The following is a 21,050-nucleotide window of genomic DNA, read 5'->3' on the forward strand; positions in this document are numbered from 1 at the left end:
AGCAGGGGCACAAATAAGATTCACAATGTTAATGGCAGCCCTTGGCGTATTTGCCACCTCCGGCTTACCTGCTAACGTCGGCTCAACGCCTTTTTGCCGTTGGGCAATCAGGTCATGGACGGTTCAGGCTGAGGAACAACAATAAATGCAAGCCGACTTCTGGAATGACAAGCGCCCGGCGGGCGTGCCTTCCACCATAGACATCACTGCTTACAAATCCGTCGTCGAAGTGTTCGAGCGTTCCTGCAAGCGCTTCGCCGACCGCCCGGCGTTCAGCAACCTCGGCGTCACCCTCAGTTACGCCGAACTGGAGCGCCATTCGGCGGCCTTTGCGGCCTGGTTGCAACAGCACACCGATCTCAAGCCCGGTGATCGCATCGCCGTGCAGATGCCCAATGTCCTGCAATACCCCATCGCCGTCTTCGGCGCGATGCGCGCCGGGCTGATCGTGGTCAACACCAACCCGCTGTACACCGAGCGCGAGATGCGCCACCAGTTCAAGGATTCCGGCGCCCGTGCGCTGGTGTACCTGAACATGTTCGGCCAGCGCGTGCAGACGGTGCTGCCCGACACCGGCATCGAATACCTGATCGAGGCGAAGATGGGCGACCTGCTGCCGGCCGCCAAGGGCTGGCTGGTCAACACGGTGGTCGACAAGCTGAAGAAGATGGTGCCGGCGTACCGCCTGCCCCAGGCCGTGTCGTTCAAGCAGGTACTGCGCGAGGGCCGTGAACTCACGTACAAGCCGGTGGTGCAGACGCTCGAGGATGTCGCCGTATTGCAATACACCGGCGGCACCACGGGGCTGGCCAAGGGCGCGATGCTCACCCACGGCAACCTGGTCGCCAATATGCTGCAGGTGCTGGCCTGCTTCGCCCAGCACGGGCCCGACGGCCAGCCGCTGATCAAGGAAGGGCAGGAGGTGATGATCGCGCCACTGCCGCTGTATCACATCTATGCCTTCACTGCGAACTGCATGTGCATGATGGTCACGGGCAATCACAACGTACTGATCACCAATCCGCGCGACATTCCGGGCTTCATCAAGGAGCTGGGCAAGTGGCGCTTTTCGGCATTGCTGGGCTTGAACACCCTGTTCGTCGCGCTGATGGACAACCCGGGCTTCAAGTCGCTGGATTTCTCGGCGCTGAAGGTCACCAACTCCGGCGGCACAGCGTTGGTCAAGGCCACCGCCGAGCGCTGGGAGAGCCTGACCGGCTGTCGCATCGTCGAGGGTTACGGCCTGACCGAAACCTCACCGGTGGCGAGCACCAATCCCTACGGGCAACTGGCGCGGCTGGGTACGGTGGGCATCCCGGTGGTCGGCACCGCGTTCAAGGTCATCGACGACGACGGCAACGAGATGCCGCTGGGCGAACGCGGCGAGCTGTGCATCAAGGGGCCGCAGGTCATGAAGGGCTATTGGCAACAGCCGGAGGCGACAGCCCAGGCGCTGGATGCCGACGGCTGGTTCAAGACCGGTGACATCGCGGTGATCGACCCGGACGGCTTCACCCGCATCGTCGACCGCAAGAAGGACATGATCATCGTCTCGGGCTTCAACGTGTATCCCAACGAGATCGAGGACGTGGTCATGGGCCACCCGCAGGTGGCCAGTTGCGCGGTGATCGGCGTGCCCGACGAACGCTCCGGCGAAGCGGTAAAACTGTTCGTGGTTCCTCGGGCGGGCGGTGTCAGCGTCGAGGAGCTCAAGACCTTCTGCAAGGCCAACTTCACCGGCTACAAGGTGCCCAAGCACATCGTGCTGCGCGATTCACTGCCCATGACGCCGGTAGGCAAGATCCTGCGTCGGGAGTTGCGCGACATCGCCTGAAATCCACCGTACCAGTGGGAGCAATTGTCTAGCTCAGAATTTAAAGTCCAGCCCAATCCCTGTGGGAGCGGGCTTGTCCCGCGATCGGGCGCGAAGCGGCCGTAGAACCTGGCAGCGAGATTTATCAAGACGATCTCGATTGCCTGGCTTGCGGCCGCTTCGCGCCCGATCGCGGGACAAGCCCGCTCCTACAGGGACCGAGTCGACTGCCGCACGCACCGCAATGCGACATTTTGATTAAATACTCTAGAAATGACTTATAGCGTTCATTGAGTCACTTTGGTGACTATTGAGGCTAGCGAAGCCCTCTAGGCGACCCCAGGCAAAGCTGTTACTCTCGGCGCGCTTTCAGATGATGCGGTTTGCAATGAATCCCTTCATCTCATATCAATAATAAACGCATCGACGCGTGAAGAATTCGCTGTTGCTAAAGGAGTGGGCTTCCATGATCGAACATTTTTGGAAGGATAAATACCCAGCCGGAATTACGGCGGAAATCAATCCTGACGAATTCCCCAACATCCAGGCCGTACTGAAGCAATCCTGCCAGCGCTTCGCCGACAAACCGGCGTTCAGCAACCTCGGCAAGACCCTCACCTACGGCGAGCTGTATACCCTGTCCGGCGCTTTCGCGGCCTGGCTGCAACAGCACACCGACCTCAAGCCCGGCGATCGCATCGCCGTTCAACTGCCCAATGTACTGCAATATCCCGTCGCTGTGTTTGGTGCCATGCGCGCCGGCCTGGTCGTGGTCAACACCAACCCGCTGTACACCGCGCGTGAACTCGAGCATCAGTTCACCGATTCTGGTGCCAAGGCCGTGGTGTGCCTGGCCAACATGGCGCATCTGGTCGAGAAGGTCCTGCCCAAGACCCAGGTCAAGCATGTCATCGTCACCGAGGTGGCCGACCTGCTGCCGCCGCTCAAGCGTGTGCTGATCAACAGCGTCATCAAGTATGTTAAGAAGATGGTGCCGGCCTACAGCCTGCCCCAGGCGGTGCGCTTCAACGACGCACTGGCCAAGGGCCGCGGCCAGCCGGTCATCGAGGCCAGCCCGCAAGCCAATGACGTGGCTGTGCTGCAATACACCGGCGGCACTACGGGTGTGGCCAAGGGCGCGATGCTGACCCACCGCAACCTGGTCTCCAACATGCTGCAGTGCCGCGCCTTGATGGGCTCGAACCTGCAGGAAGGCTCCGAGATCATCATCACGCCGCTGCCGCTGTACCACATCTACGCGTTCACCTTCCATTGCATGGCCATGATGCTGATCGGCAACCACAACGTGCTGATCAGCAACCCGCGCGACCTGCCGGCGATGGTCAAGGAACTGGGCAAGTGGAAGTTCAGCGGTTTCGTCGGGCTGAACACCCTGTTCGTCGCCCTGTGCAACAACGAAACCTTCCGCAGCCTGGACTTCTCGGCGCTGAAGGTGACCCTTTCCGGCGGCATGGCCCTGCAACTGAGCGTGGCCGAGCGCTGGAAGGCGGTCACCGGCTGCGCCATCTGCGAAGGCTACGGCATGACCGAGACCAGCCCGGTGGCGGCGGTCAACCCGTCCGAAGCCAACCAGATCGGCACCATCGGTATCCCGGTGCCGTCCACCCTGTGCAAGGTCATCGACGACAGCGGCCAGGAACTGCCGCTGGGCGAAGTCGGCGAGCTGTGCATCAAGGGCCCGCAGGTGATGAAGGGCTACTGGCAGCGCGAAGACGCCACCGCCGAGATCCTCGACAGCGAAGGCTGGCTGAAGACTGGCGACATCGCGGTGATTCAGCCCGACGGCTACATGCGCATCGTCGACCGCAAGAAGGACATGATCCTGGTCTCGGGCTTCAACGTGTATCCCAACGAGCTGGAAGACGTGCTGGTCGCCCTGCCGGGCGTGCTGCAATGTGCCGCGATCGGCGTGCCTGACGAGAAGTCGGGCGAGGTGATCAAGATGTTCATCGTCGCCAAGCCAGGTGTCACGCTGACCAAGGAACAGGTGATGGAGCACATGCGTGCCAACGTCACCGGCTACAAGGTGCCGCGTTTCATCGAATTCCGCGATGCCCTGCCGACCACCAACGTTGGCAAGATCCTGCGTCGTGAGCTGCGCGACGAAGAGATGAAGAAACTTGGGCTGAAGAAGATCGCCTGATTCACACCGGCCCGCTCCTGCAAGAGCGGGCCGGTTTTGGTTTCAGCGCAACTTTTCCAGCATCTGGTAGTACCACATCCCCACCGACAGCAGCGGATTGCCCAGCACATCCCCCATCGGCACCTTGATGTGCTTGCACGCGGCAAAGGTGTCGAACTTCTCCAGCGTCCCGGTCAACGCCTCGGCCATGATCTCGCCCATGATGTGGCTGGTTGCGATGCCATGCCCGGAGTAACCCTGGCAGTACCAGACGTTGTCCGACAGCTTGCCCAGTTGTGGGATGCGGTTGACCACGATGCCCATGGCGCAGCTCCACTTGAATTCGATCGGCACGCCCTTGAGCGCCGGGAAGGTGCGCTCGATGCAAGGGCGCAGCTCGGCTTCGATGTCCCGCGAATCACGCCCTGAATAGTTGGCGCCACCTCCGAACAGCAGGCGTTTGTCGGCGGTCAGGCGGTAGTAGTCGAGCACGAAGCGACAGTCGTACACCGCCAGGTCCTCGGGGTTGATCTGCTCGGCCAGCTCGCCCAGCGGCGCGGTGGTGACGATCCCGCCCATGGCCGGGAAGATCTTGCCCTTGAGCTGGCGCTGCTCGAGCTTGTGGTACACATCGCCCGCCAGCAGGATCTGGCGCGCCTCGATTCGACCATTGGCGGTAACCACTGCCGGACTCGGACCGTGGACGATATCCAGCACTTGCGAATTTTCGAAGATCAGCGCGCCGAGGCTGTGCGCAGCCCGCGCCTCGCCCAGGCACAGGTTGAGCGGATGCAGGTGCAGGTTGCGCGTATTCTTCAGTGCCCCGAGGTACAGCGGGCTCTGCAGGTGGCGCGAGATGCCCTGGCGGTCGAGCAGTTGCACCTGGTCGCCCATGCCACGGCGCTGGGCCTCGGCTTCGAAGGCGCGCAGTTCCTCCAGGTGCGACGGCTTCATTGCGGCATGCAGGTGGCCGCGCTTGAGGTCGCACTGGATGCCGTAGCGCGCCACGCGCTGTTCGATGATCTGGTGCCCGCGCCAGCGCAGGTGCCAGATGAAATCGTCTACCTCGCTGCCGAGCCGGTCACGCATCTGCGTGCGCATGGCCTCGTCGCCGGACAGGCTGCCAGTCACCTGGCCACCATTGCGCCCGCTGGCGCCCCAGCCGATGCGGTTGGTCTCGACGATGGCGACCTTCAGCCCGCGCTCGGCCAGCTCCACGGCGGTGGCGACGCCGGTGAAGCCGCCACCGATGATCGCCACGTCGACCTGCTCGGTGCCGTTGAGCGTCGGGTACTCGGTCCGATCGTTGAGGGTGGCGCTGTAGTAGGACGGTGCGCGCTGGGCCGGGCCGTTGTTCAGTGCTGCGTTCATGGGGTGTTCCTTGTTCTGAATAGGGTAGGGCTCAGGCCTGGTGCAGGTACCAGCGCCAGTCCTGTTCGCTGACTTCGGCCATGAACTGGCGGTATTCGGCGCGTTTGACCTTCAGGTATACCCCGAGGAACGCATCGCCCAGCGCTTCGCGAGCCCAAACCGAGTGCTCCAGTGCATCGAGGGCGGTGAGCCAGTCGGTGGGCAGGTGCTCGGTGGCCTGGGCATAGCCGTTGCCCTCGACCGGAGCGCCGGGGTCCAGTTGTTCGCGAATGCCTTGGTGCGTGGCGGCGAGAATGGCCGCGGCAGCCAGATAAGGGTTGGCATCGGCGCCGCAGATACGGTGCTCGATGTGTCGGCTGGGGGCCGGGCCGCCGGGTACGCGCAGGCTCACGGTGCGGTTGTCGACACCCCAGGTCGGCGCCAGCGGCGCATAACTGTTGGCCTGGAAGCGGCGGAACGAGTTGGCGTTGGGGCAGAACAGCAGCAGCGAATCGCGCAGGTGGCGCAGCATGCCCGCCACGGCCTGGCGCAGCAGCGGCGTACCGGCCGGGTCTTCGCTGGCGAACAGGTTGCGGCCTTCGCTGTCAGCCAGGCTCAGGTGCATGTGCATGCCGGTGCCGGCGATCTGGGCGAAGGGCTTGGCCATGAAGCAGGCCTGCATGCCGTGGGCATGGGCCACGCCCTTGACCAGGCGCTTGTAGCGCACGGCCTGGTCCATCGCTGCCAGCGCATCGCCGTGCTCCAGGGTGATTTCCACCTGGCCGGGGGCATACTCGGAAATCGCCGTGCGTGCCGGAATGCCCTGGGCCTTGCAGGCGGCATACAGGTCGGCGAGGAAGGGCTCGATCTGTTCCAGCTCACGCAGGCCATAAACCTGTGTGCTGCGTGGTCGGCCGCCGTCGCTGTCGAGCGCCGGTTGCGGGCGGCCCTGGGCATCGCGCTGCTGGTCGAGCAGGTAGAACTCCAGCTCGCAGGCCATCACCGGGTGATAACCGTCGGCCTTCAGGGCTTCGATGGTGCGCAGCAGGACATGGCGCGGGTCGGCAATGCTGGCGGGCAGGCCTTCGCTGGGGTGCATGCTGACCTGCACTGCGGCGGTCGGCACCCGGCGCCAGGGCAGGCGTACCAAGCTGGCGTCCAGGGGGTAGGCGCGGCAGTCGATGTCACCGACATCCCAGACCAGGCCCGAATTTTCCACATCGTCGCCATTGAGGGTCAGGCCAAGGATGGTGCTGGGCAGCGGCCGGCCGCTTTCATATACCGCCATCAGCTCGTCACGGTGCAGCAGCTTGCCGCGCGGCACGCCGTTGGCGTCGAGGATGAACAGTTCGATCAGGTCGATGTCGGGGTTTTCGGCCAGGAAACGGCGGGCTTGCTCGGGGTTGGCAAAGTGCATGGGGGCTCGCTCGCGCCCCTGTCGTTCAGGGACGCACAAGACCACCGCGGGTTGGCGCGGTGCGTCGGACGGATTCAGGCAGCCGCAGGGCTGCGGTAGGCGTCAATGGACAGCGAGCGAGGTATCCGGCGGGCGAGCATGGCGGCAGTGCCACAGGGCCCAGAAGGCGAGGATGACGTGGACCAGCGGATTTTCACCGGCGCGGGCCCTGACCTTCGGCAGCGAAGGGCGTGACAGCGGGGGCGCGGTGATCGGGTCGGGAATCATGCCCTGGATACTCACATGGTGGATAAGGTTGATTAAAGCAGTGAATGGCGACGTTCACTCCGCAGCTGGCTAAACATTTGCGACGCTTGGTGAGTGGATTTCGGAGTAGTCCTACGAGATGTTCAGACCGTAATGGATAGGGGGCCACAGTCCAGCAGCTTGATGCTGATCATTTAATCCGGGGTAGTGATGGCTGACGTCTTTGCAATTGGCTTCATCTGCATTCTCGCGGTAGGCGTCGACTGGCTGTTCCGGTCTAGCAGGCTCCGAGTGTTCATGTATCTGGTTTTCATGGCAGCAGCGATTACGAGTTGCACGAAACTGGGTGAGCACGAAAACCTGTTGTTCGACGGTTTGGTCTGGACCGTCTTTTTCACGATGGCTGGCACACGACTGCTGTTCAAGCGTTCGCGGTATTTCGAACGGGATCGGGGCTGATTGGAAATTGCCGGGGTGCACGCTCGCGTAGGGGGTAACTGTCTTGTTCAAAATCTGACAGCCAGCTCAGTCCTTGTAGGAGCGGGCTCGCCCGCGAAGAGGCCGGTACAGGCAGCAGAGAACCGGCAAATCTGCGACAATCGCGCATCCTCAAGAATGCCGATCATGCAAAAGCAGGCTCACCTGCATCATCAGAAAGCCCCATGACTGACCACGCCATCGACAAACTGCTGCAAAACCTCGACCACGCCATGATCGCCGACCGCCATCGCCTGCGGCGGCAACTGCACGAGCTGCGCAAGCGCCCCGACGAGGGCAAGCTGGCGCAGTGGGTGGAGAAGGTCCAGGCGTCCTGCGCCCAGGTCACCGCGCGCCAGCAGAGCGTGCCGAGCATCCGCTACGACGACAGCCTGCCCATCGCCGCCAAGCGCGACGAGATCAAGAAAGCCCTGGCCGAGCACCAGGTGCTGGTGATCGCCGGCGAAACCGGTTCGGGCAAGACCACCCAGTTGCCGAAGATCTGCCTGGAACTGGGCCGCGGCAGTCATGGCCTGATCGCCCATACCCAGCCACGCCGGATCGCCGCGCGCAGCGTGGCGGCGCGGGTTGCCGAAGAGCTCGGCACACCCCTTGGGGCGCTGGTCGGTTACCAGGTGCGCTTCGAGGACCAGAGCGACTCCAACACCCTGGTCAAGCTGATGACCGACGGTATCCTGCTGGCCGAAACCCAGCACGACCGCTTCCTCGAACGCTACGACACGATCATCGTCGACGAAGCCCACGAGCGCAGCCTGAACATCGATTTCCTGCTCGGCTACCTCAAGACCCTGCTGCACCGGCGCCCCGACCTCAAGCTGATCATCACCTCGGCGACCATCGACCTGGAGCGCTTCTCCAAGCACTTCGATGGCGCGCCGATCATCGAGGTGTCCGGCCGTACCTACCCGGTGGACACCTGGTACCGCCCGCTGACCAGCGAGCAGGACGAGGAGGGCAACCAGGTCGAGGACGACCTCACGGTCGACCAGGCAATCCTCGCCACGCTGGATGAAATCGCCCACCACGAGCGCAGCCAGGGCAAGGGCCCGGGCGATGTGCTGGTGTTCCTGCCCGGCGAACGCGAGATTCGCGATGCCGCCGAAATCCTGCGCAAGGCGCAGCTGCGTCACACCGAGATCCTGCCGCTGTACGCGCGCCTGACTCCGGCCGAGCAGCAGAAAATCTTCCAGTCCCACAGTGGCCGACGCGTGGTGCTGGCGACCAACGTTGCCGAAACCTCGCTGACCGTGCCGGGCATCCGCTACGTGATCGACAGCGGTACCGCGCGCATCAGCCGCTACAGCTACCGCGCCAAGGTCCAGCGCCTGCCCATCGAGGCGGTGTCGCAGGCCAGCGCCAACCAGCGTAAAGGCCGTTGCGGGCGGGTCGAGCCGGGTATCTGCATCCGCCTCTACAGCGAGGACGATTTCAACGGCCGCCCAGCGTTCACCGACCCCGAGATCCTGCGCACCAACCTGGCGGCGGTGATCCTGCAGATGCTGCACCTGCGCCTGGGCGAGATCGACGCGTTTCCGTTCATCGAGCCGCCGGATGGCAAGGCCATCAGTGACGGCTTCAACCTGTTGCAGGAGCTCTCGGCGGTCAACCGCGAGAACCAGCTCACGCCGCTGGGCCGCCAGTTGGCGCGCCTGCCGATCGACCCGCGGTTGGGCCGCATGCTGCTCGAAGGCGCCCGCCAGGGCAGCCTGCAAGAAGTGCTGATCGTCGCCAGTGCGCTGTCGGTACAAGACCCGCGCGAGCGTCCGCCGGAGCGCCAGCAGGCCGCTGACCAGGCGCACGCGCAGTGGAAAGATGTCGATTCGGACTTCGCCGCGCTGGTCAACCTGTGGCGCGGCTTCGAGGAGCAGCGCCAGGCGCTGACCGCCAATCCGCTGCGCAACTGGTGCCGCAAGAACTTCCTCAGCTACCTGCGCCTGCGCGAGTGGCGTGATGCGCATCGCCAGCTGTCGCTGATCTGCCGTGACCTGCAGTTGGCGGTGAACAAGGATGCCTCCGATTACCAGCGCATGCACAAGGCAATCCTCAGCGGCCTGCTCAGCCAGATCGGCCACAAGACCGAAGAGGGTGATTACCAGGGCGCGCGCCAGCGGCGCTTCTGGGTGCACCCTTCGTCCGGCATCGGCCGCAAGCGCCCGCAGTGGGTGATGGCGGCCGAGCTGGTGGAAACCACCAAGCTGTATGCGCGCATGGTCGCCAAGATCGAGCCGGACTGGATCGAGCCGCTGGCCGGGCACCTGATCAAGAAGAACCATTTCGAGCCGCACTGGGAGAAGAAGCGCGGGCAGGTGGTCGCCTATGAACAGATCACGCTGTATGGGTTGATCCTGGTCGGTCGACGCCCGGTGCACTTCGGCCCGATCGATCCGGTGACCTCGCGCGAGCTGTTCATCCGCGAGGGGCTGGTCGGTGGCGAGATCCAGTCCAGGGCCAAGTGCCTGTCGGCCAACAAGCGCCTGCTCGAGCAGCTCGATGAGCTGGAAGCCAAGGCCCGCCGTCGTGACATCCTGGCAGACGAAGAGACGCTGTACGCCTTCTACGAGGCGCGCCTGCCGGAAGAGATCCACCAGACCGCGACCTTCGACAGCTGGTATCGGATGAACAGCCAGAAGGACGCCAACCTGCTGATCATGCGCGAAGAGGACGTGCTCGCCCGTGAGGCCAGCGAAGTCACCGCCGCGCAGTACCCGGACCACCTGCAGGTGGGCGACCTGCGCCTGCCGCTGAGCTATCACTTCGAACCCAATCATCCACGCGACGGTGTCACCGTCCGGGTGCCGGCGCCCTTGTTGCCGAACCTGCCGGGCGAACGCCTGGAGTGGCTGGTGCCGGGGCTGCTGGAAGCCAAGTGCGTGGCCCTGGTGCGCAATCTGCCCAAGGCCTTGCGCAAGAACTTCGTGCCGGTGCCGGACTTCGTCAAGGCGGCGTTGTCGCGCATGAGCTTCGGCCAGGGCGCCTTGCCGCAGGCCCTGGGCCAGGAACTGCTGCGCATGACCGGGGCGCGCGTCTCGGACGAGGCGTGGGCCGAATCGGCGGGGCAGGTCGAAGGACACCTGCGCATGAACATCGAAGTGGTCGATGGCCAGGGCAAGTTCCTCGGCGAAGGCCGCGACCTGGCCGAGCTGACCGCGCGCTTCGCCGCTGCCAGCCAGGCCGCGCTGGCGTTGCCACGTAGCGAGAAAACCGAACAGCCGGTGCAGGCCAAGGCCTTCGCCCAGGTGGCGCAGACTGCCCAGCAGAAGATCGCCGGCCTTTCGCTGACGGTGTATCCGGCACTGGTGGAAGACAACGGCGCGGTGCGCGAGGGGCGTTTCTCGACCCAGGCCGAAGCCGAATTCCAGCACCGGCGCGCGCTGCAGCGGCTGTTGCTGCAACAGCTGGCCGAGCCTGCCAAGTTCCTGCGCGGCAAGCTGCCGGGGCTGACCGAGCTGGGGCTGCTGTACCGCGAGCTGGGCCGGGTCGAGTCGCTGGTCGAGGATATCCTGCTGACCAGCCTCGACAGCTGTGTGCTCGAAGGCGAGACGCCACTGCCGCGCGACGGCGCCGCGCTGGCGTCGCTCGCCGAACGCAAGCGTGGCGATTGGGCCGAGCATGCCGAGCGGCTGGCGCGCCAGACCCTGGAAGTGCTCAAGCTGTGGCATGGCCTGCAGAAGCGCTTCAAGGGCAAGATCGACCTGAGCCAGGCGGTGGCACTGAACGATATCAAGCAGCAACTGGGCAACCTGGTGTACCCAGGCTTCGTGCGCGAGACGCCGGCGCAGTGGTTCAAGGAACTGCCGCGCTATCTGAAGGCCATCGAGTTGCGCCTGGAGAAGCTGGGCTCGCAGGTGCAGAAGGACCGGGTCTGGAGCGGCGAGCTGGGCAACCTGTGGACGCAGTACAAGACCCGCGCCGACAAGCATGCCCAGGAGGGCAAGCGTGACGCCGAACTGACCCTGTATCGCTGGTTGCTGGAGGAATACCGGGTGTCGCTGTTCGCGCAGCAGCTGGGGACGAAAGTGGCGGTTTCCGATAAGCGATTGAGCAAGCAGTGGAGTTTGGTGGAAGCCTAAATTCCCTGAGTTGTGGCAATATTGGTGCAATTTGGGCCGCGTTGCGGCCCATCGCGGGACAAGCCCGCTCCTACAGGCGATCGAGGCGAATCCCGCTTCATCATTTCAAATTGGCACTAAAGTGCCATTAACCACAGAATCCCGGCCAACGCCCGCCAGGCGCAGGCCACAGACCAGAGGAACGACCGTGCACAACGTCGTGATCAGCGGCACCGGCCTGTATACCCCGGCCCAGAGCATCTCCAACGAAGAACTGGTGGAATCCTTCAACACCTGGTCGCAACAGTTCAACACAGACAACGCCGCCGCCATCGAGCGTGGCGAGGTCGAGCCGGCGCCGCTGTCCGACGCGGCGTTCATCGAGAAGGCATCAGGCATCAAGAGCCGCTTCGTCATGGACAAGGCCGGCATCCTCGACCCGCAGCGCATGAAGCCACGCCTGCCGGAGCGCTCCAATGACGAGTACTCCATTCTTTGCGAAATGGCCGTGGCTGCCGCCCGCCAGGCGCTGGAGCGCGCCGGTCGTACCGCTGCCGACGTCGATGGGGTGATCGTCGCCTGCTCCAACCTGCAGCGCGCCTATCCTGCGATCGCCATCGAGGTACAGCAGGCCTTGGGCATCCAGGGCTTCGGCTTCGACATGAACGTGGCCTGCTCCTCGGCCACCTTCGGCATCCAGAACGCCGCCAACAGCATCCAGCTCGGCCAGGCCCGGGCGATCCTGATGGTCAACCCGGAGATCTGCACCGGCCACCTGAACTTCCGTGACCGCGACAGCCACTTCATCTTTGGTGATGCCGCCACTGCCGTGTTGCTCGAGCGCGCCGACCAGGCCACATCGAAGCATCAGTTCGACATCGTCAGCACCAAGCTGCTGACCTCGTTCTCCAACAACATCCGCAACAACTTCGGCTTCCTCAACCGTGCGGCGGAGGAGGGTGAAGGCACCCGCGACAAGCTGTTCGTGCAGGAAGGGCGCAAGGTGTTCAAGGAAGTCTGCCCGATGGTCGCCGAGCTGATCGGCAAGCACCTGGCCGAGAACGACCTGCAGCCTTCCGACGTCAAGCGCTTCTGGCTGCACCAGGCCAACCTGAGCATGAACCACCTGATCGTCAAGAAGCTGCTGGGGCGTGAGGTGAGCGAGCAGGAGGCACCGGTGATTCTCGACCGTTATGCCAACACCAGTTCGGCCGGCTCGGTGATTGCCTTCCACCTGTACCAGGATGACCTGGAGCAAGGATCGGTGGCGGTGCTGAGCTCGTTCGGGGCGGGGTATTCGATTGGTAGTGTGATTCTGCGCAAGCGCTGATAACGGCGGCGGCCTTTTCGCGGGCTTGCCCGTGAAAAGGCCGCTGTATTTTCAGCAGCCGAAAAAAAGCGGGAAGCGCCGGATGGGGTCGGCACTTCCCGCTGAGCTACGCAGGGGAGCGTTCGTTTAGAACTTGGCTTCCAGGTCGACCTGCAGGGTGTCGACGTCCGCGTCGGTGTTCGGCAACTGCGAACGGTCGGTCTTGGCCATCAGGTAAGCCGCGCCGACAGCGAAGTTCTTGTCGATTTCGTAACCGACCTTGAACTTGTGACCACGGTTACCGGTGAAGCCGTTGCCGAAGTCGGAGTCGGTGAAGGCGCTGACCACAGCGTTGCGCTGCACGTCGCGGTAGTTGTAGTCCAGGCTCCAGGCGCCGAGCTTGGTCTTCACACCTGCCAGCCAGGCCTTGTCTTCGCCGTCGGTGCTGTCGGTGTTCTTCACGTACTGACCGTAGGCGGCCAGCGGGATGGCGAAGCCGGTGAAGTCGATCTGACCGAAGCCTTCCACCAGGTTGAACTCGGTGGTGGTGTTGCCGAACTGACGCAGTGCGGCAGATTCCTTGTCGTTGTCGTAGCCGTAGATGCTGCCGCCAACGGTGACCTTGAGGGTATCAGCCGGTGCGAAGCGAGCACCCAACTGGCCGTGGTACAGCTGGGCGTCGTGCTTGAACTGCACGCCGTCGCCATCGACGTTGTCCTTGAGGGTGTACTGACCGGCGCTACCGAACAGCTCGGTGCTGCCCAGGTTGGTCTTGTAGGTGACAGCCACACCTTCCGGGTTCAGGTCGCTATCCCAGATGATGTCACCCATGCTCACCCAAGGCTGCTGCATCTTGCCGCCGATCAGGTGCAGGTTCGGGATGGCGGTCGGGTGCCAGTCGAGGTAGGCCAGGTCGACCCACAGCGATTTCTTCTCGAAGTAGTTGTCCAGGCTCTGATTGGTCGAGCGGCCATCGGCGCTGCTGCCGGTGGCGATACGCACGCCAGCGTCGACCTGCGGGTTGATTTCGCTGTAGAAGCCAACGCGGGCACGCACGCGTTCGCGGTCCTGGTTGCCGCTGCCGCTGCGTGGGTTGTCGACGTTGACGTCTTCGTAACGCAGGCGCACGTCACCCTTGATCTGGGTCTTGGCGGCCCATGCCACTTTCTGTTCGAAGGAGCTCAGGCGCTCGGACTGTGCCTTCTGGTCGGCCTTTTCCTTGGTTTCTTTTGCCAGATCGGCCTGCAGTTCGCTGTACTGCGCCTGGTTGATCGAGCCGTTGGCGCGGAGCATTTCGAGCAGCTTGGCGTCGACTGCAGCACTGGCCGGGGCGCTCAGGGCCAGCATCATGCCGGTGAGGCTAACTCCGGTAAGTGTAGAAACAAGACGCATAAGGTTCTCCCTATTGGAAAAGTGTGGGGAGGCTTTTGTGCGCCCACCCCCAAGTTGGCATGTCTCCGGAAAAGGCCTGACTAGACAGGTTCTCGGCATCCGAAAAACAGGCGCAAGTATTGCGAGGGGGGATTACAGAATAATGTCTATTTAGTGGCACTGCTGTTAAGTAATTACTCACATGGTTATAAGAACAGTCATCGTCATTTGAGCGATCCGGCGCCTTTGGCGATACTGGCGACCTGTGTTCAGGGAGCCGACGTCGTGACCAGCCTCTACAGCCTTGCCCACCTGCGTGATCTGCCGGCACTGTCCTGGGACGCGCTGGTGCCTGCCGGCCAGCCGTTCCTCAGCCATGCTTTTCTCAGTGCGCTGGAAGACAGCGGTAGCGTCAGCCGCCAGACCGGCTGGGCCGCCGAGCACCTGGTGCTGGAGCGTGACGGCGAGGTGCGGGCGTTACTGCCGGCCTACCGTAAATGGCATTCGTTCGGTGAGTACGTGTTCGACCATGGCTGGGCCGATGCCTGTGAGCGTGCGGGTATCGCCTATTACCCCAAGCTGCTCGGGGCAGTGCCGTTCAGCCCGGTCAGCGGTCCGCGCCTGCTGAGCACGGACCCCGCTGACGCCCTGCTGCTGTTGCAGGCGTTGCCGGAGTACCTGGTCAAGGGTGAGCTGTCCGGTGCGCACATCAACTTCACCGACAGCAGCCTGGACGAGCAGATGCTCGCCCAGCCGGGCTGGATGGAGCGCCTGGGCTGCCAGTTCCACTGGCGCAACCGTGGTTACCGGGACTTTCAGGACTTTCTCGACACCCTCAGTTCGCGCAAGCGCAAGCAGATGCGCAAGGAGCGCGAACAGGTGGCCGGGCAGGGCATCGACTTCCAGTGGCTGCGTGGCGATGAGCTTGACCAGGCGCGCTGGGATTTCGTCTACCGCTGCTATGCCAACACCTATGCGGTGCGGCGACGTGCGCCCTACCTGACCCGCGAGTTCTTCAGCCTGTTGGCCGAGCGCATGCCCGAGGCGCTGCGGGTGGTGGTTGCACGGCAGAACGGCCGCGACGTGGCCATGGCCTTGAGCCTGGTCGGAGGCGACAGTTTCTACGGTCGCTACTGGGGCTGCCTGGACGAATTCGACCGCCTGCATTTCGAGACCTGCTTCTACCAGGGCATGGATTATGCGATTGCCGAAGGGTTGCAGCGGTTCGACGCCGGGGCCCAGGGGGAGCACAAGCTGATTCGCGGATTCGAGCCGGTGCTGACGCGCTCGTGGCATTACCTGCTGCACCCAGGGTTGCGGCGGGCAGTGGACGAGTTCCTGGCGCAGGAGCGGGACGGGGTAAGGGAGTATGCGCTGCAGGCGCGGGAGATGCTGCCGTATCGGCGGGGTTGAGCGGGCCCTATCGCGGGGCAAGCCCGCTCCCACAGGTACCGCGTTGCACTGACGGACAGCGCGGTACCTGTGGGAGCGGGCTTGCCCCGCGATAGGGCCGGTTAGAACCCCTCAATCTACCCCGACGAACCCGCCGGTCTGGTGATGCCACAACCGCGCATACAACCCGCGCTGGGCCAGCAGTTCATTGTGGCTGCCGCTCTCGACGATACGCCCCTTCTCCAGCACCACCAGCCGATCCATCCGGGCGATGGTCGACAGGCGGTGCGCGATGGCGATCACGGTCTTGCCCTGCATCAGGGTTTCAAGGCTCTCCTGGATCGCCGCCTCGACTTCCGAGTCCAGCGCCGAGGTCGCCTCGTCCATGATCAGGATCGGCGCGTTCTTCAGCAGCACGCGGGCAATGGCGATGCGCTGGCGCTGGCCGCCGGAGAGCTTGACCCCACGCTCGCCCACATGGGCGTCGAAGCCGGTGCGGCCCTGGGCGTCGGACAACTGCGGGATGAACTCGTCAGCCCTCGCGCGGCGCACCGCCTCCCAGACCTCCTCGTCGCTCGCGTCCGGCCTGCCATACAGCAGGTTGTCGCGGATCGAGCGGTGCAGCAGGGAGGTGTCCTGGGTGATCATGCCGATCTGCGCACGCAGGCTGGCCTGGTTGACCTGGGCGATATCCTGGCCATCAATGAGGATGCGTCCGCCCTGCACGTCGTACAGGCGCAGCAGCAGGTTGACGAGCGTGGACTTGCCCGCGCCGGACGGGCCGATCAGGCCGATCTTCTCGCCCGGGCGAATATCCAGGTTCAGCCCATCGATGACCTTGCCACCCTTGCCGTAGTGGAAATCCACATCGTCGAAGCGCACACCGCCCCGGCTGACTTTCAATGCCGGGGCATTGGGCGTGTCGGTGACGGAAACCGGCTGGGCAATGGTCTGCAGGCCATCTTGGACCATGCCGATGTTCTCGAAGATGCCGTTGACCACCCACATGATCCAACCGGACATGTTGACGATACGGATCACCAGGCCGGTGGCCAGGGCAATGGCGCCGACGCTGATCAGCGACTGGCTCCACAACCACAGTGCCAGGCCAGTGGTGGCGACCACCAGCAGGCCGTTGAGGGTGGTGATGACCACATCCATGCTGGTGATGACCCGTGAAGCCAGTTGCGTCTTCTCGGTCTGCTCGCTGATCGCTTCGCGGGCGTACTGCTGTTCGTAGTCGGTGTGGGCGAACAGCTTGAGGGTGGCGATGTTGGTGTAGCCATCGACGATCCGCCCCATGAGCTTGGAGCGTGCGTCAGACGACACCACCGAGCGTTCCTTGACCCGTGGCACGAAGTAGTAGAGCGCGGCGATATAGCCGACGATCCATACCAGCAGCGGAATCATCAGGCGCCAGTCGGCCTCGGCGAACAGCACCAACGAGCTGATCGCGTAGATCAGCACGTGCCACAGCGCATCCACCGCCTGCACCGCCGAGTCGCGCAGCGAGTTGCCGGTCTGCATGATGCGCTGGGCGATGCGCCCGGCGAAGTCGCTCTGGAAGAAGTTCAGGCTCTGCTTGAGCACATAGGTGTGGTTCTGCCAGCGGATCAGGCTGGTCATCCCCGGGTTGATGGTCTGGTGCACCAGCAGGTCGTGCAGGCCGAAGAACACCGGCCGCAGCACCAGCACGACCACCAGCATCCAGATCAGCTCGGTGCTGTGCTCGCTGAAGAAGTTGACGTTGGGCGTGCCCTGGGCCAGGTCGATGATCCGGCTCAGGTAGCTGAACAAGGCCACCTCGATCAGCGAGGCGACCAGGCCGACCACCAGCAAGGCGAGAAAGCTCGGCCAGACCTGACGCAGGTAGTACAGGTAGAACGGCCAGACCGTGCTCGGCGGCGCCTCGCTGGGCGCCTCACGGAAAATGTCGATCAGTTGCTCGAAGCGACGGTACAGCATGGAAACTCCTGTTGATCCCGCTCGCGGGCGGCTTCACATCCTGTGAGACCCGCGATCAGTCGATACGTTTGGCCGACTTGATGTAGACCGGATCGGCCGGTACATCGCGCATGCCTTTCTTGACCGTGGTGGGGGAGTTGACGATCTGGTCGACCACCTCCATGCCCTTGGTCACCTTGCCGAATACGGCGTAGCCGGCGTCACGGCCGGGGTTGAGGAAGTCGTTGTCGGCCACGTTGATGAAGAATTGGCTGGTCGCCGAGTTAGGATTCGAGGTGCGCGCCATCGACAGCGTGCCACGGGTATTCTGCAGGCCGTTGCTGGCTTCGTTGCGGATCGGATCCTTGGTGCTCTTCTGCACCATCTGATCGGTGAAGCCGCCGCCCTGGACCATGAAGCCCGGGATCACGCGGTGGAAGATGGTGTTGTTGTAGAAGCCGCTGTCGACGTACGCCAGGAAGTTCTTCGTGCTGATCGGCGCTTTTTCGGCGTTCAGTTCGATCTCCACCTGGCCGAAGCTGGTGTCCAGCAGCACGTGAGGGGTCTTGTCGGAGGCCATGACACTGGCGGCGAAGGCGAACGAGCAGGCGGTGAGCAGGAGTTTCTTCAGCATGGGCTCAATGATCCTTGAGAGGTGGATGCGGCTGCGAGAAAGCGCAGCAGGGTCTGGTTGAAGACCTCGGGTTGGTCGAGGGGCGTAGCGTGCCGCGAATCCTCGATGACCGCCAGTGTCGCGTGGGGCATCAGGGCAACGTAGCGTTCTTTCTGTTGTATCGGGGTGTAGTCGTGGTCGGCGGCAATCACCAGGGTCGGACACTGGATCTTCCCGATGCGTTCCTGCACGCCCCAGTCGACGATGGCGTCGAAGCTCTTGAGATAGGCGCGCTTGTCGTTGCGCGCCCAGCGCTCGGCCATCTTGCGCCGCAGTTCGCCTTGCTCGGGCTTGGGAAACAGGCGTGCGGCCAGGCCCTGGCCGACCGTCTCGACGCTGAGCAGGCGTGCCAGACTCCAGCGCTTGGCCCACCAGATCCAGTGTTCGAGGTTGTGGCGCTTGACCTCGGGGGCGCTGTTGACGATGCACAGGCTGCGCAGCCACTGCGGATGGTCGACGGCAAACTGAAAGCCGACCATGCCGCCCATGGACAAGCCCACGAAGTGCACAGGGCCGGTGTCCAGATGGTCGAGCAAGGCCAGCAAGTCTTCGCTGAAGGTCTTGATCTGGTAGCCGTGGCGAGGCTTGGCCGACTGGCCGTGGCCGCGGATGTCCATCAGGATCACCCGATAGTGACGACTCAGCTCGGGGACCTGCAGTTCCCAGTCCTGGCTGCTTGAACCGAGCCCGTGCAGCAGTACCAGGGGCTCGCCCTGGCCATGTTCCTCATAGTGCAGCAGGCATCCGTCACGTTCGAAACAGGCCATGGGCGCGGTCCTCTCAGGCTTGCGGGGGGGCTGCGAAGGGCACGTCCAGTGGCGCGGTGTCGAAATTGCGCAGCAGCTCGATGAGGATCTGCGTGGCCGGACCCAAGGTCTTTTCCTTGCTCGAGTAAAGGTAGAACAGCGGGTGGCGACTGCCACCCTGATCGAGCGGCAGAGGCTTTAGCAGGCCCTCGCGCAGCTCGCGTTCGATCATGTGCCGGGGCAGCCAGGCAAAGCCCAGGCCACTGCCGACGAAGGTCGCCGCGGTGCCCAGGCTGCCGACGGTCCAGCGCTGTTCGGCGCCCAGCCAGCCGACATCGCGTGGTTGGCTGCGGCCAGAGTCACGGATCACCACCTGCAACTGGCTTTCCAGGTCCTGGAACGTGATCTCTCGGCCCAGGCGATGCAGGCTGTGCTCGGGGTGGGCGACGGCGACGAACTCCACCGCGCTCAGCTCGGCGCCCAGATAGCCGGGAATGTTGAAGCTGCTGATGGCAAGGTCGGCGATGCCTTCGTGCAGTACTTCCTCGACCCCGGACAGCACTTCTTCACGCAGGCGCACCCGGCAGCCGCGGCTTTGCGGCATGAAGGCGCTGAGCGCACGCACCAAGCGGGCGCTGGGGTAGGCGGCATCGACCACCAGGCGCACTTCGGCCTCCCAGCCCTGTTCCATGTGGTGAGCCAGGTCTTCGAGCTGGCTGGCTTGCTTGACCAGTTGCCGCGAGCGACGCAGCAGCACGCTGCCGGCCTCGGTCAGTACCGCCTTGCGCCCGTCGATGCGCAGCAGCGGCACACCCAGTTGCTCCTGCATGCGTGCCACGGTGTAGCTCACCGAGGATTGCGAGCGGTGCAGGGCTTCGGCGGCCTGGGCGAAGCCGCCGTGATCGACGACCGCCTGCAGGGTTCGCCACTGATCCAGGGTCACGCGCGGCGCTTTCATCTTCGGCTCCTGTTGTCCTAAGCTGCGCTCACTACAAGGAGAGCGCGAAATGAAGAAATGGTTTGCGGTACTGCTGACGTCCCTGCCCCTGAGCGCCATGGCCTATCCGATCGATGTGCAAAAGGAGATCGAAGGGGTCAAGCTCGACTACACCGCGTACGACACCGCCTACGACATCGGCAGCATCAGCCTGAACAACTATGGGCAGGTGCCGGCTGCCTGCAAGGTCACGATGCGCAATGGCCCGGAAGCACCCAGGGTGCGTCGGGTCAATGTGCCGGCCGGCAAGAGCGTCGACGTCACTGCCAAGTTCAACCGGCAGATCATCAAGCTGCGCATCGACCTGAGCTGCAAACCCGAATAAAACAGATTAATCGATAGATTGAACCCACTTTTTACGCTTTTTTATCGATAGGTCAAGCCTTAATCTCACCTCCATCGAATCGCAACCCTTTTTGCCGATGGAGGCACCCCATGTCCCGCGTACTGATCATCGAAAGCAGCGCCCGCCAGCAGGATTCCGTTTCCCGTCAACTGACCCGCGACTTCATCCAGCAGTGGCAAGCGGCGCATCCTGCCGACGAGATCAAGGTCCGCGACCTGGCGGTCAACCCGGTGCCGCACCTGGACGCCAACCTGCTCGGTGGCTGGATGAAACCCGAGGAACAGCGCAGCGCGGCTGAAATCGAAGCGCTGGCCCGTTCCAACGAGCTGACCGATGAGTTGCTGGCCGCCGACGTACTGGTGATGGCCGCGCCCATGTACAACTTCGCCATCCCCAGCACCCTCAAGGCCTGGCTCGACCACGTGCTGCGTGCCGGCATCACCTTCAAGTACACCCCGACCGGGCCGCAGGGGCTGCTCAACGGCAAGCGTGCGATCGTCCTGACTGCCCGTGGCGGCATCCATGCCGGCGCCACCAGCGATCACCAGGAACCCTACCTGCGCCAGGTGATGGCCTTCATCGGGATCCACGAGGTGAACTTCATTCACGCCGAGGGCCTGAACATGAGTGGCGATTTCCACGAGAAAGGCCTGAACCAGGCCAAGGCCAAGCTGGCCGCCGTGGCTTGAAGCGCAAGGCATCCACGAATTCCCAACCCTGACACCTGTTGCTCCTTTGGGTGTATGTGCCCGGTCA

General features: G+C 63.5%; 15 protein-coding genes. 8 read left to right on the plus strand and 7 right to left on the minus strand.

The window, feature by feature from the left end; all coding sequences use genetic code 11:
* Nucleotides 1-145: 145 nt before the first annotated feature.
* Nucleotides 146-1,834: a long-chain-fatty-acid--CoA ligase FadD2 gene (gene fadD2 / locus ACNFHO_RS21245; protein ID WP_063543708.1), complete on the plus strand. Its 1,689-nt coding sequence runs from the start codon at nt 146-148 to the stop codon at nt 1,832-1,834.
* Between the two features lie 445 nt (nt 1,835-2,279).
* A complete protein-coding gene (gene fadD1, locus ACNFHO_RS21250) occupies nt 2,280-3,977 on the plus strand; it encodes a long-chain-fatty-acid--CoA ligase FadD1 (protein ID WP_065861455.1) in 1,698 nt (565 codons plus the stop codon).
* Between the two features lie 42 nt (nt 3,978-4,019).
* Here fadD1 and ACNFHO_RS21255 read toward each other — a convergent pair whose 3' ends face one another.
* A complete protein-coding gene (locus ACNFHO_RS21255) occupies nt 4,020-5,327 on the minus strand; it encodes an NAD(P)/FAD-dependent oxidoreductase (protein WP_112897707.1) in 1,308 nt (435 codons plus the stop codon).
* A gap of 31 nt (nt 5,328-5,358) precedes the next feature.
* Nucleotides 5,359-6,723, minus strand: a complete 1,365-nt coding sequence (locus tag ACNFHO_RS21260) for a glutamine synthetase family protein (protein WP_416767258.1) — start codon at nt 6,721-6,723, stop codon at nt 5,359-5,361.
* 456 nt (nt 6,724-7,179) lie between these two features.
* Between ACNFHO_RS21260 and ACNFHO_RS21265 the strand changes: the two genes are divergently transcribed.
* From ACNFHO_RS21265 to ACNFHO_RS21275, 3 genes are all read left to right on the plus strand, one after another.
* Entirely contained in the window at nt 7,180-7,428 is a 249-nt protein-coding gene (locus ACNFHO_RS21265; protein WP_416767259.1) for a hypothetical protein, read from the plus strand.
* Between the two features lie 203 nt (nt 7,429-7,631).
* Entirely contained in the window at nt 7,632-11,537 is a 3,906-nt protein-coding gene (gene hrpA / locus ACNFHO_RS21270; RefSeq protein ID WP_416767261.1) for an ATP-dependent RNA helicase HrpA, read from the plus strand.
* A gap of 187 nt (nt 11,538-11,724) precedes the next feature.
* Nucleotides 11,725-12,846: a beta-ketoacyl-ACP synthase III gene (locus tag ACNFHO_RS21275; protein ID WP_125930473.1), complete on the plus strand. Its 1,122-nt coding sequence runs from the start codon at nt 11,725-11,727 to the stop codon at nt 12,844-12,846.
* Nucleotides 12,847-12,972: 126 nt separating this feature from the next.
* Here ACNFHO_RS21275 and ACNFHO_RS21280 read toward each other — a convergent pair whose 3' ends face one another.
* Nucleotides 12,973-14,217 (minus strand): putative porin, encoded by a 1,245-nt coding sequence (locus ACNFHO_RS21280; RefSeq protein ID WP_112897711.1) that lies wholly within the window; start codon nt 14,215-14,217, stop codon nt 12,973-12,975.
* A 264-nt stretch (nt 14,218-14,481) separates the two neighbouring features.
* Here ACNFHO_RS21280 and ACNFHO_RS21285 point away from each other — a divergent pair, with 264 nt between their 5' ends.
* The gene (locus ACNFHO_RS21285) at nt 14,482-15,609 is read left to right on the plus strand and encodes a GNAT family N-acetyltransferase (RefSeq protein WP_112897712.1); all 1,128 of its coding nucleotides are present in this window, start codon (nt 14,482-14,484) and stop codon (nt 15,607-15,609) included.
* Nucleotides 15,610-15,720: 111 nt separating this feature from the next.
* On the opposite strand, the gene ACNFHO_RS21290 is transcribed toward ACNFHO_RS21285, so the two are convergent.
* Genes ACNFHO_RS21290 through ACNFHO_RS21305 form a run of 4 tightly spaced genes read right to left on the minus strand, consistent with a single transcriptional unit; the run spans nt 15,721 to nt 19,909 of the window.
* Nucleotides 15,721-17,553, minus strand: a complete 1,833-nt coding sequence (locus ACNFHO_RS21290; RefSeq protein ID WP_372821247.1) for an ABC transporter ATP-binding protein — start codon at nt 17,551-17,553, stop codon at nt 15,721-15,723.
* Nucleotides 17,554-17,608: 55 nt separating this feature from the next.
* The gene (locus ACNFHO_RS21295; RefSeq protein ID WP_063543722.1) at nt 17,609-18,166 is read right to left on the minus strand and encodes a peptidylprolyl isomerase; all 558 of its coding nucleotides are present in this window, start codon (nt 18,164-18,166) and stop codon (nt 17,609-17,611) included.
* Nucleotides 18,160-18,972: an alpha/beta fold hydrolase gene (locus ACNFHO_RS21300; RefSeq protein WP_416767263.1), complete on the minus strand. Its 813-nt coding sequence runs from the start codon at nt 18,970-18,972 to the stop codon at nt 18,160-18,162. Before ACNFHO_RS21300 ends, ACNFHO_RS21295 begins: the two co-directional genes overlap by 7 nt.
* A gap of 13 nt (nt 18,973-18,985) precedes the next feature.
* Nucleotides 18,986-19,909 (minus strand): LysR family transcriptional regulator, encoded by a 924-nt coding sequence (locus tag ACNFHO_RS21305; RefSeq protein WP_054893297.1) that lies wholly within the window; start codon nt 19,907-19,909, stop codon nt 18,986-18,988.
* Between the two features lie 49 nt (nt 19,910-19,958).
* Between ACNFHO_RS21305 and ACNFHO_RS21310 the strand changes: the two genes are divergently transcribed.
* Together ACNFHO_RS21310 and ACNFHO_RS21315 are read left to right on the plus strand one after the other, a co-directional pair.
* Entirely contained in the window at nt 19,959-20,273 is a 315-nt protein-coding gene (locus tag ACNFHO_RS21310; RefSeq protein ID WP_054893296.1) for a hypothetical protein, read from the plus strand.
* A 110-nt stretch (nt 20,274-20,383) separates the two neighbouring features.
* Complete coding sequence (locus ACNFHO_RS21315; protein WP_063543726.1) at nt 20,384-20,983, plus strand: FMN-dependent NADH-azoreductase; 600 nt, start codon at nt 20,384-20,386, stop codon at nt 20,981-20,983.
* Nucleotides 20,984-21,050 lie beyond the last annotated feature (67 nt).

Origin of the sequence: Pseudomonas sp. NY15374 (assembly GCF_048068255.1) — a bacterium.
GTDB lineage: Bacteria > Pseudomonadota > Gammaproteobacteria > Pseudomonadales > Pseudomonadaceae > Aquipseudomonas > Aquipseudomonas machongensis.

Bases quoted from the DNA above. Each gene is read 5' to 3' on its own strand.
- ACNFHO_RS21315 (WP_063543726.1), top strand. From the start codon at position 20,384: ATGTCCCGCGTACTGATCATCGAAAGCAGCGCCCGCCAGCAGGATTCC.
- ACNFHO_RS21310 (WP_054893296.1), top strand. From the start codon at position 19,959: ATGAAGAAATGGTTTGCGGTACTGCTGACGTCCCTGCCCCTGAGCGCC.
- ACNFHO_RS21290 (WP_372821247.1), bottom strand. From the start codon at position 17,553: ATGCTGTACCGTCGCTTCGAGCAACTGATCGACATTTTCCGTGAGGCG.
- ACNFHO_RS21295 (WP_063543722.1), bottom strand. From the start codon at position 18,166: ATGCTGAAGAAACTCCTGCTCACCGCCTGCTCGTTCGCCTTCGCCGCC.
- ACNFHO_RS21305 (WP_054893297.1), bottom strand. From the start codon at position 19,909: ATGAAAGCGCCGCGCGTGACCCTGGATCAGTGGCGAACCCTGCAGGCG.
- ACNFHO_RS21255 (WP_112897707.1), bottom strand. From the start codon at position 5,327: ATGAACGCAGCACTGAACAACGGCCCGGCCCAGCGCGCACCGTCCTAC.
- hrpA (WP_416767261.1), top strand. From the start codon at position 7,632: ATGACTGACCACGCCATCGACAAACTGCTGCAAAACCTCGACCACGCC.
- ACNFHO_RS21280 (WP_112897711.1), bottom strand. From the start codon at position 14,217: ATGCGTCTTGTTTCTACACTTACCGGAGTTAGCCTCACCGGCATGATG.
- ACNFHO_RS21300 (WP_416767263.1), bottom strand. From the start codon at position 18,972: ATGGCCTGTTTCGAACGTGACGGATGCCTGCTGCACTATGAGGAACAT.
- fadD2 (WP_063543708.1), top strand. From the start codon at position 146: ATGCAAGCCGACTTCTGGAATGACAAGCGCCCGGCGGGCGTGCCTTCC.
- ACNFHO_RS21265 (WP_416767259.1), top strand. From the start codon at position 7,180: ATGGCTGACGTCTTTGCAATTGGCTTCATCTGCATTCTCGCGGTAGGC.
- fadD1 (WP_065861455.1), top strand. From the start codon at position 2,280: ATGATCGAACATTTTTGGAAGGATAAATACCCAGCCGGAATTACGGCG.
- ACNFHO_RS21260 (WP_416767258.1), bottom strand. From the start codon at position 6,723: ATGCACTTTGCCAACCCCGAGCAAGCCCGCCGTTTCCTGGCCGAAAAC.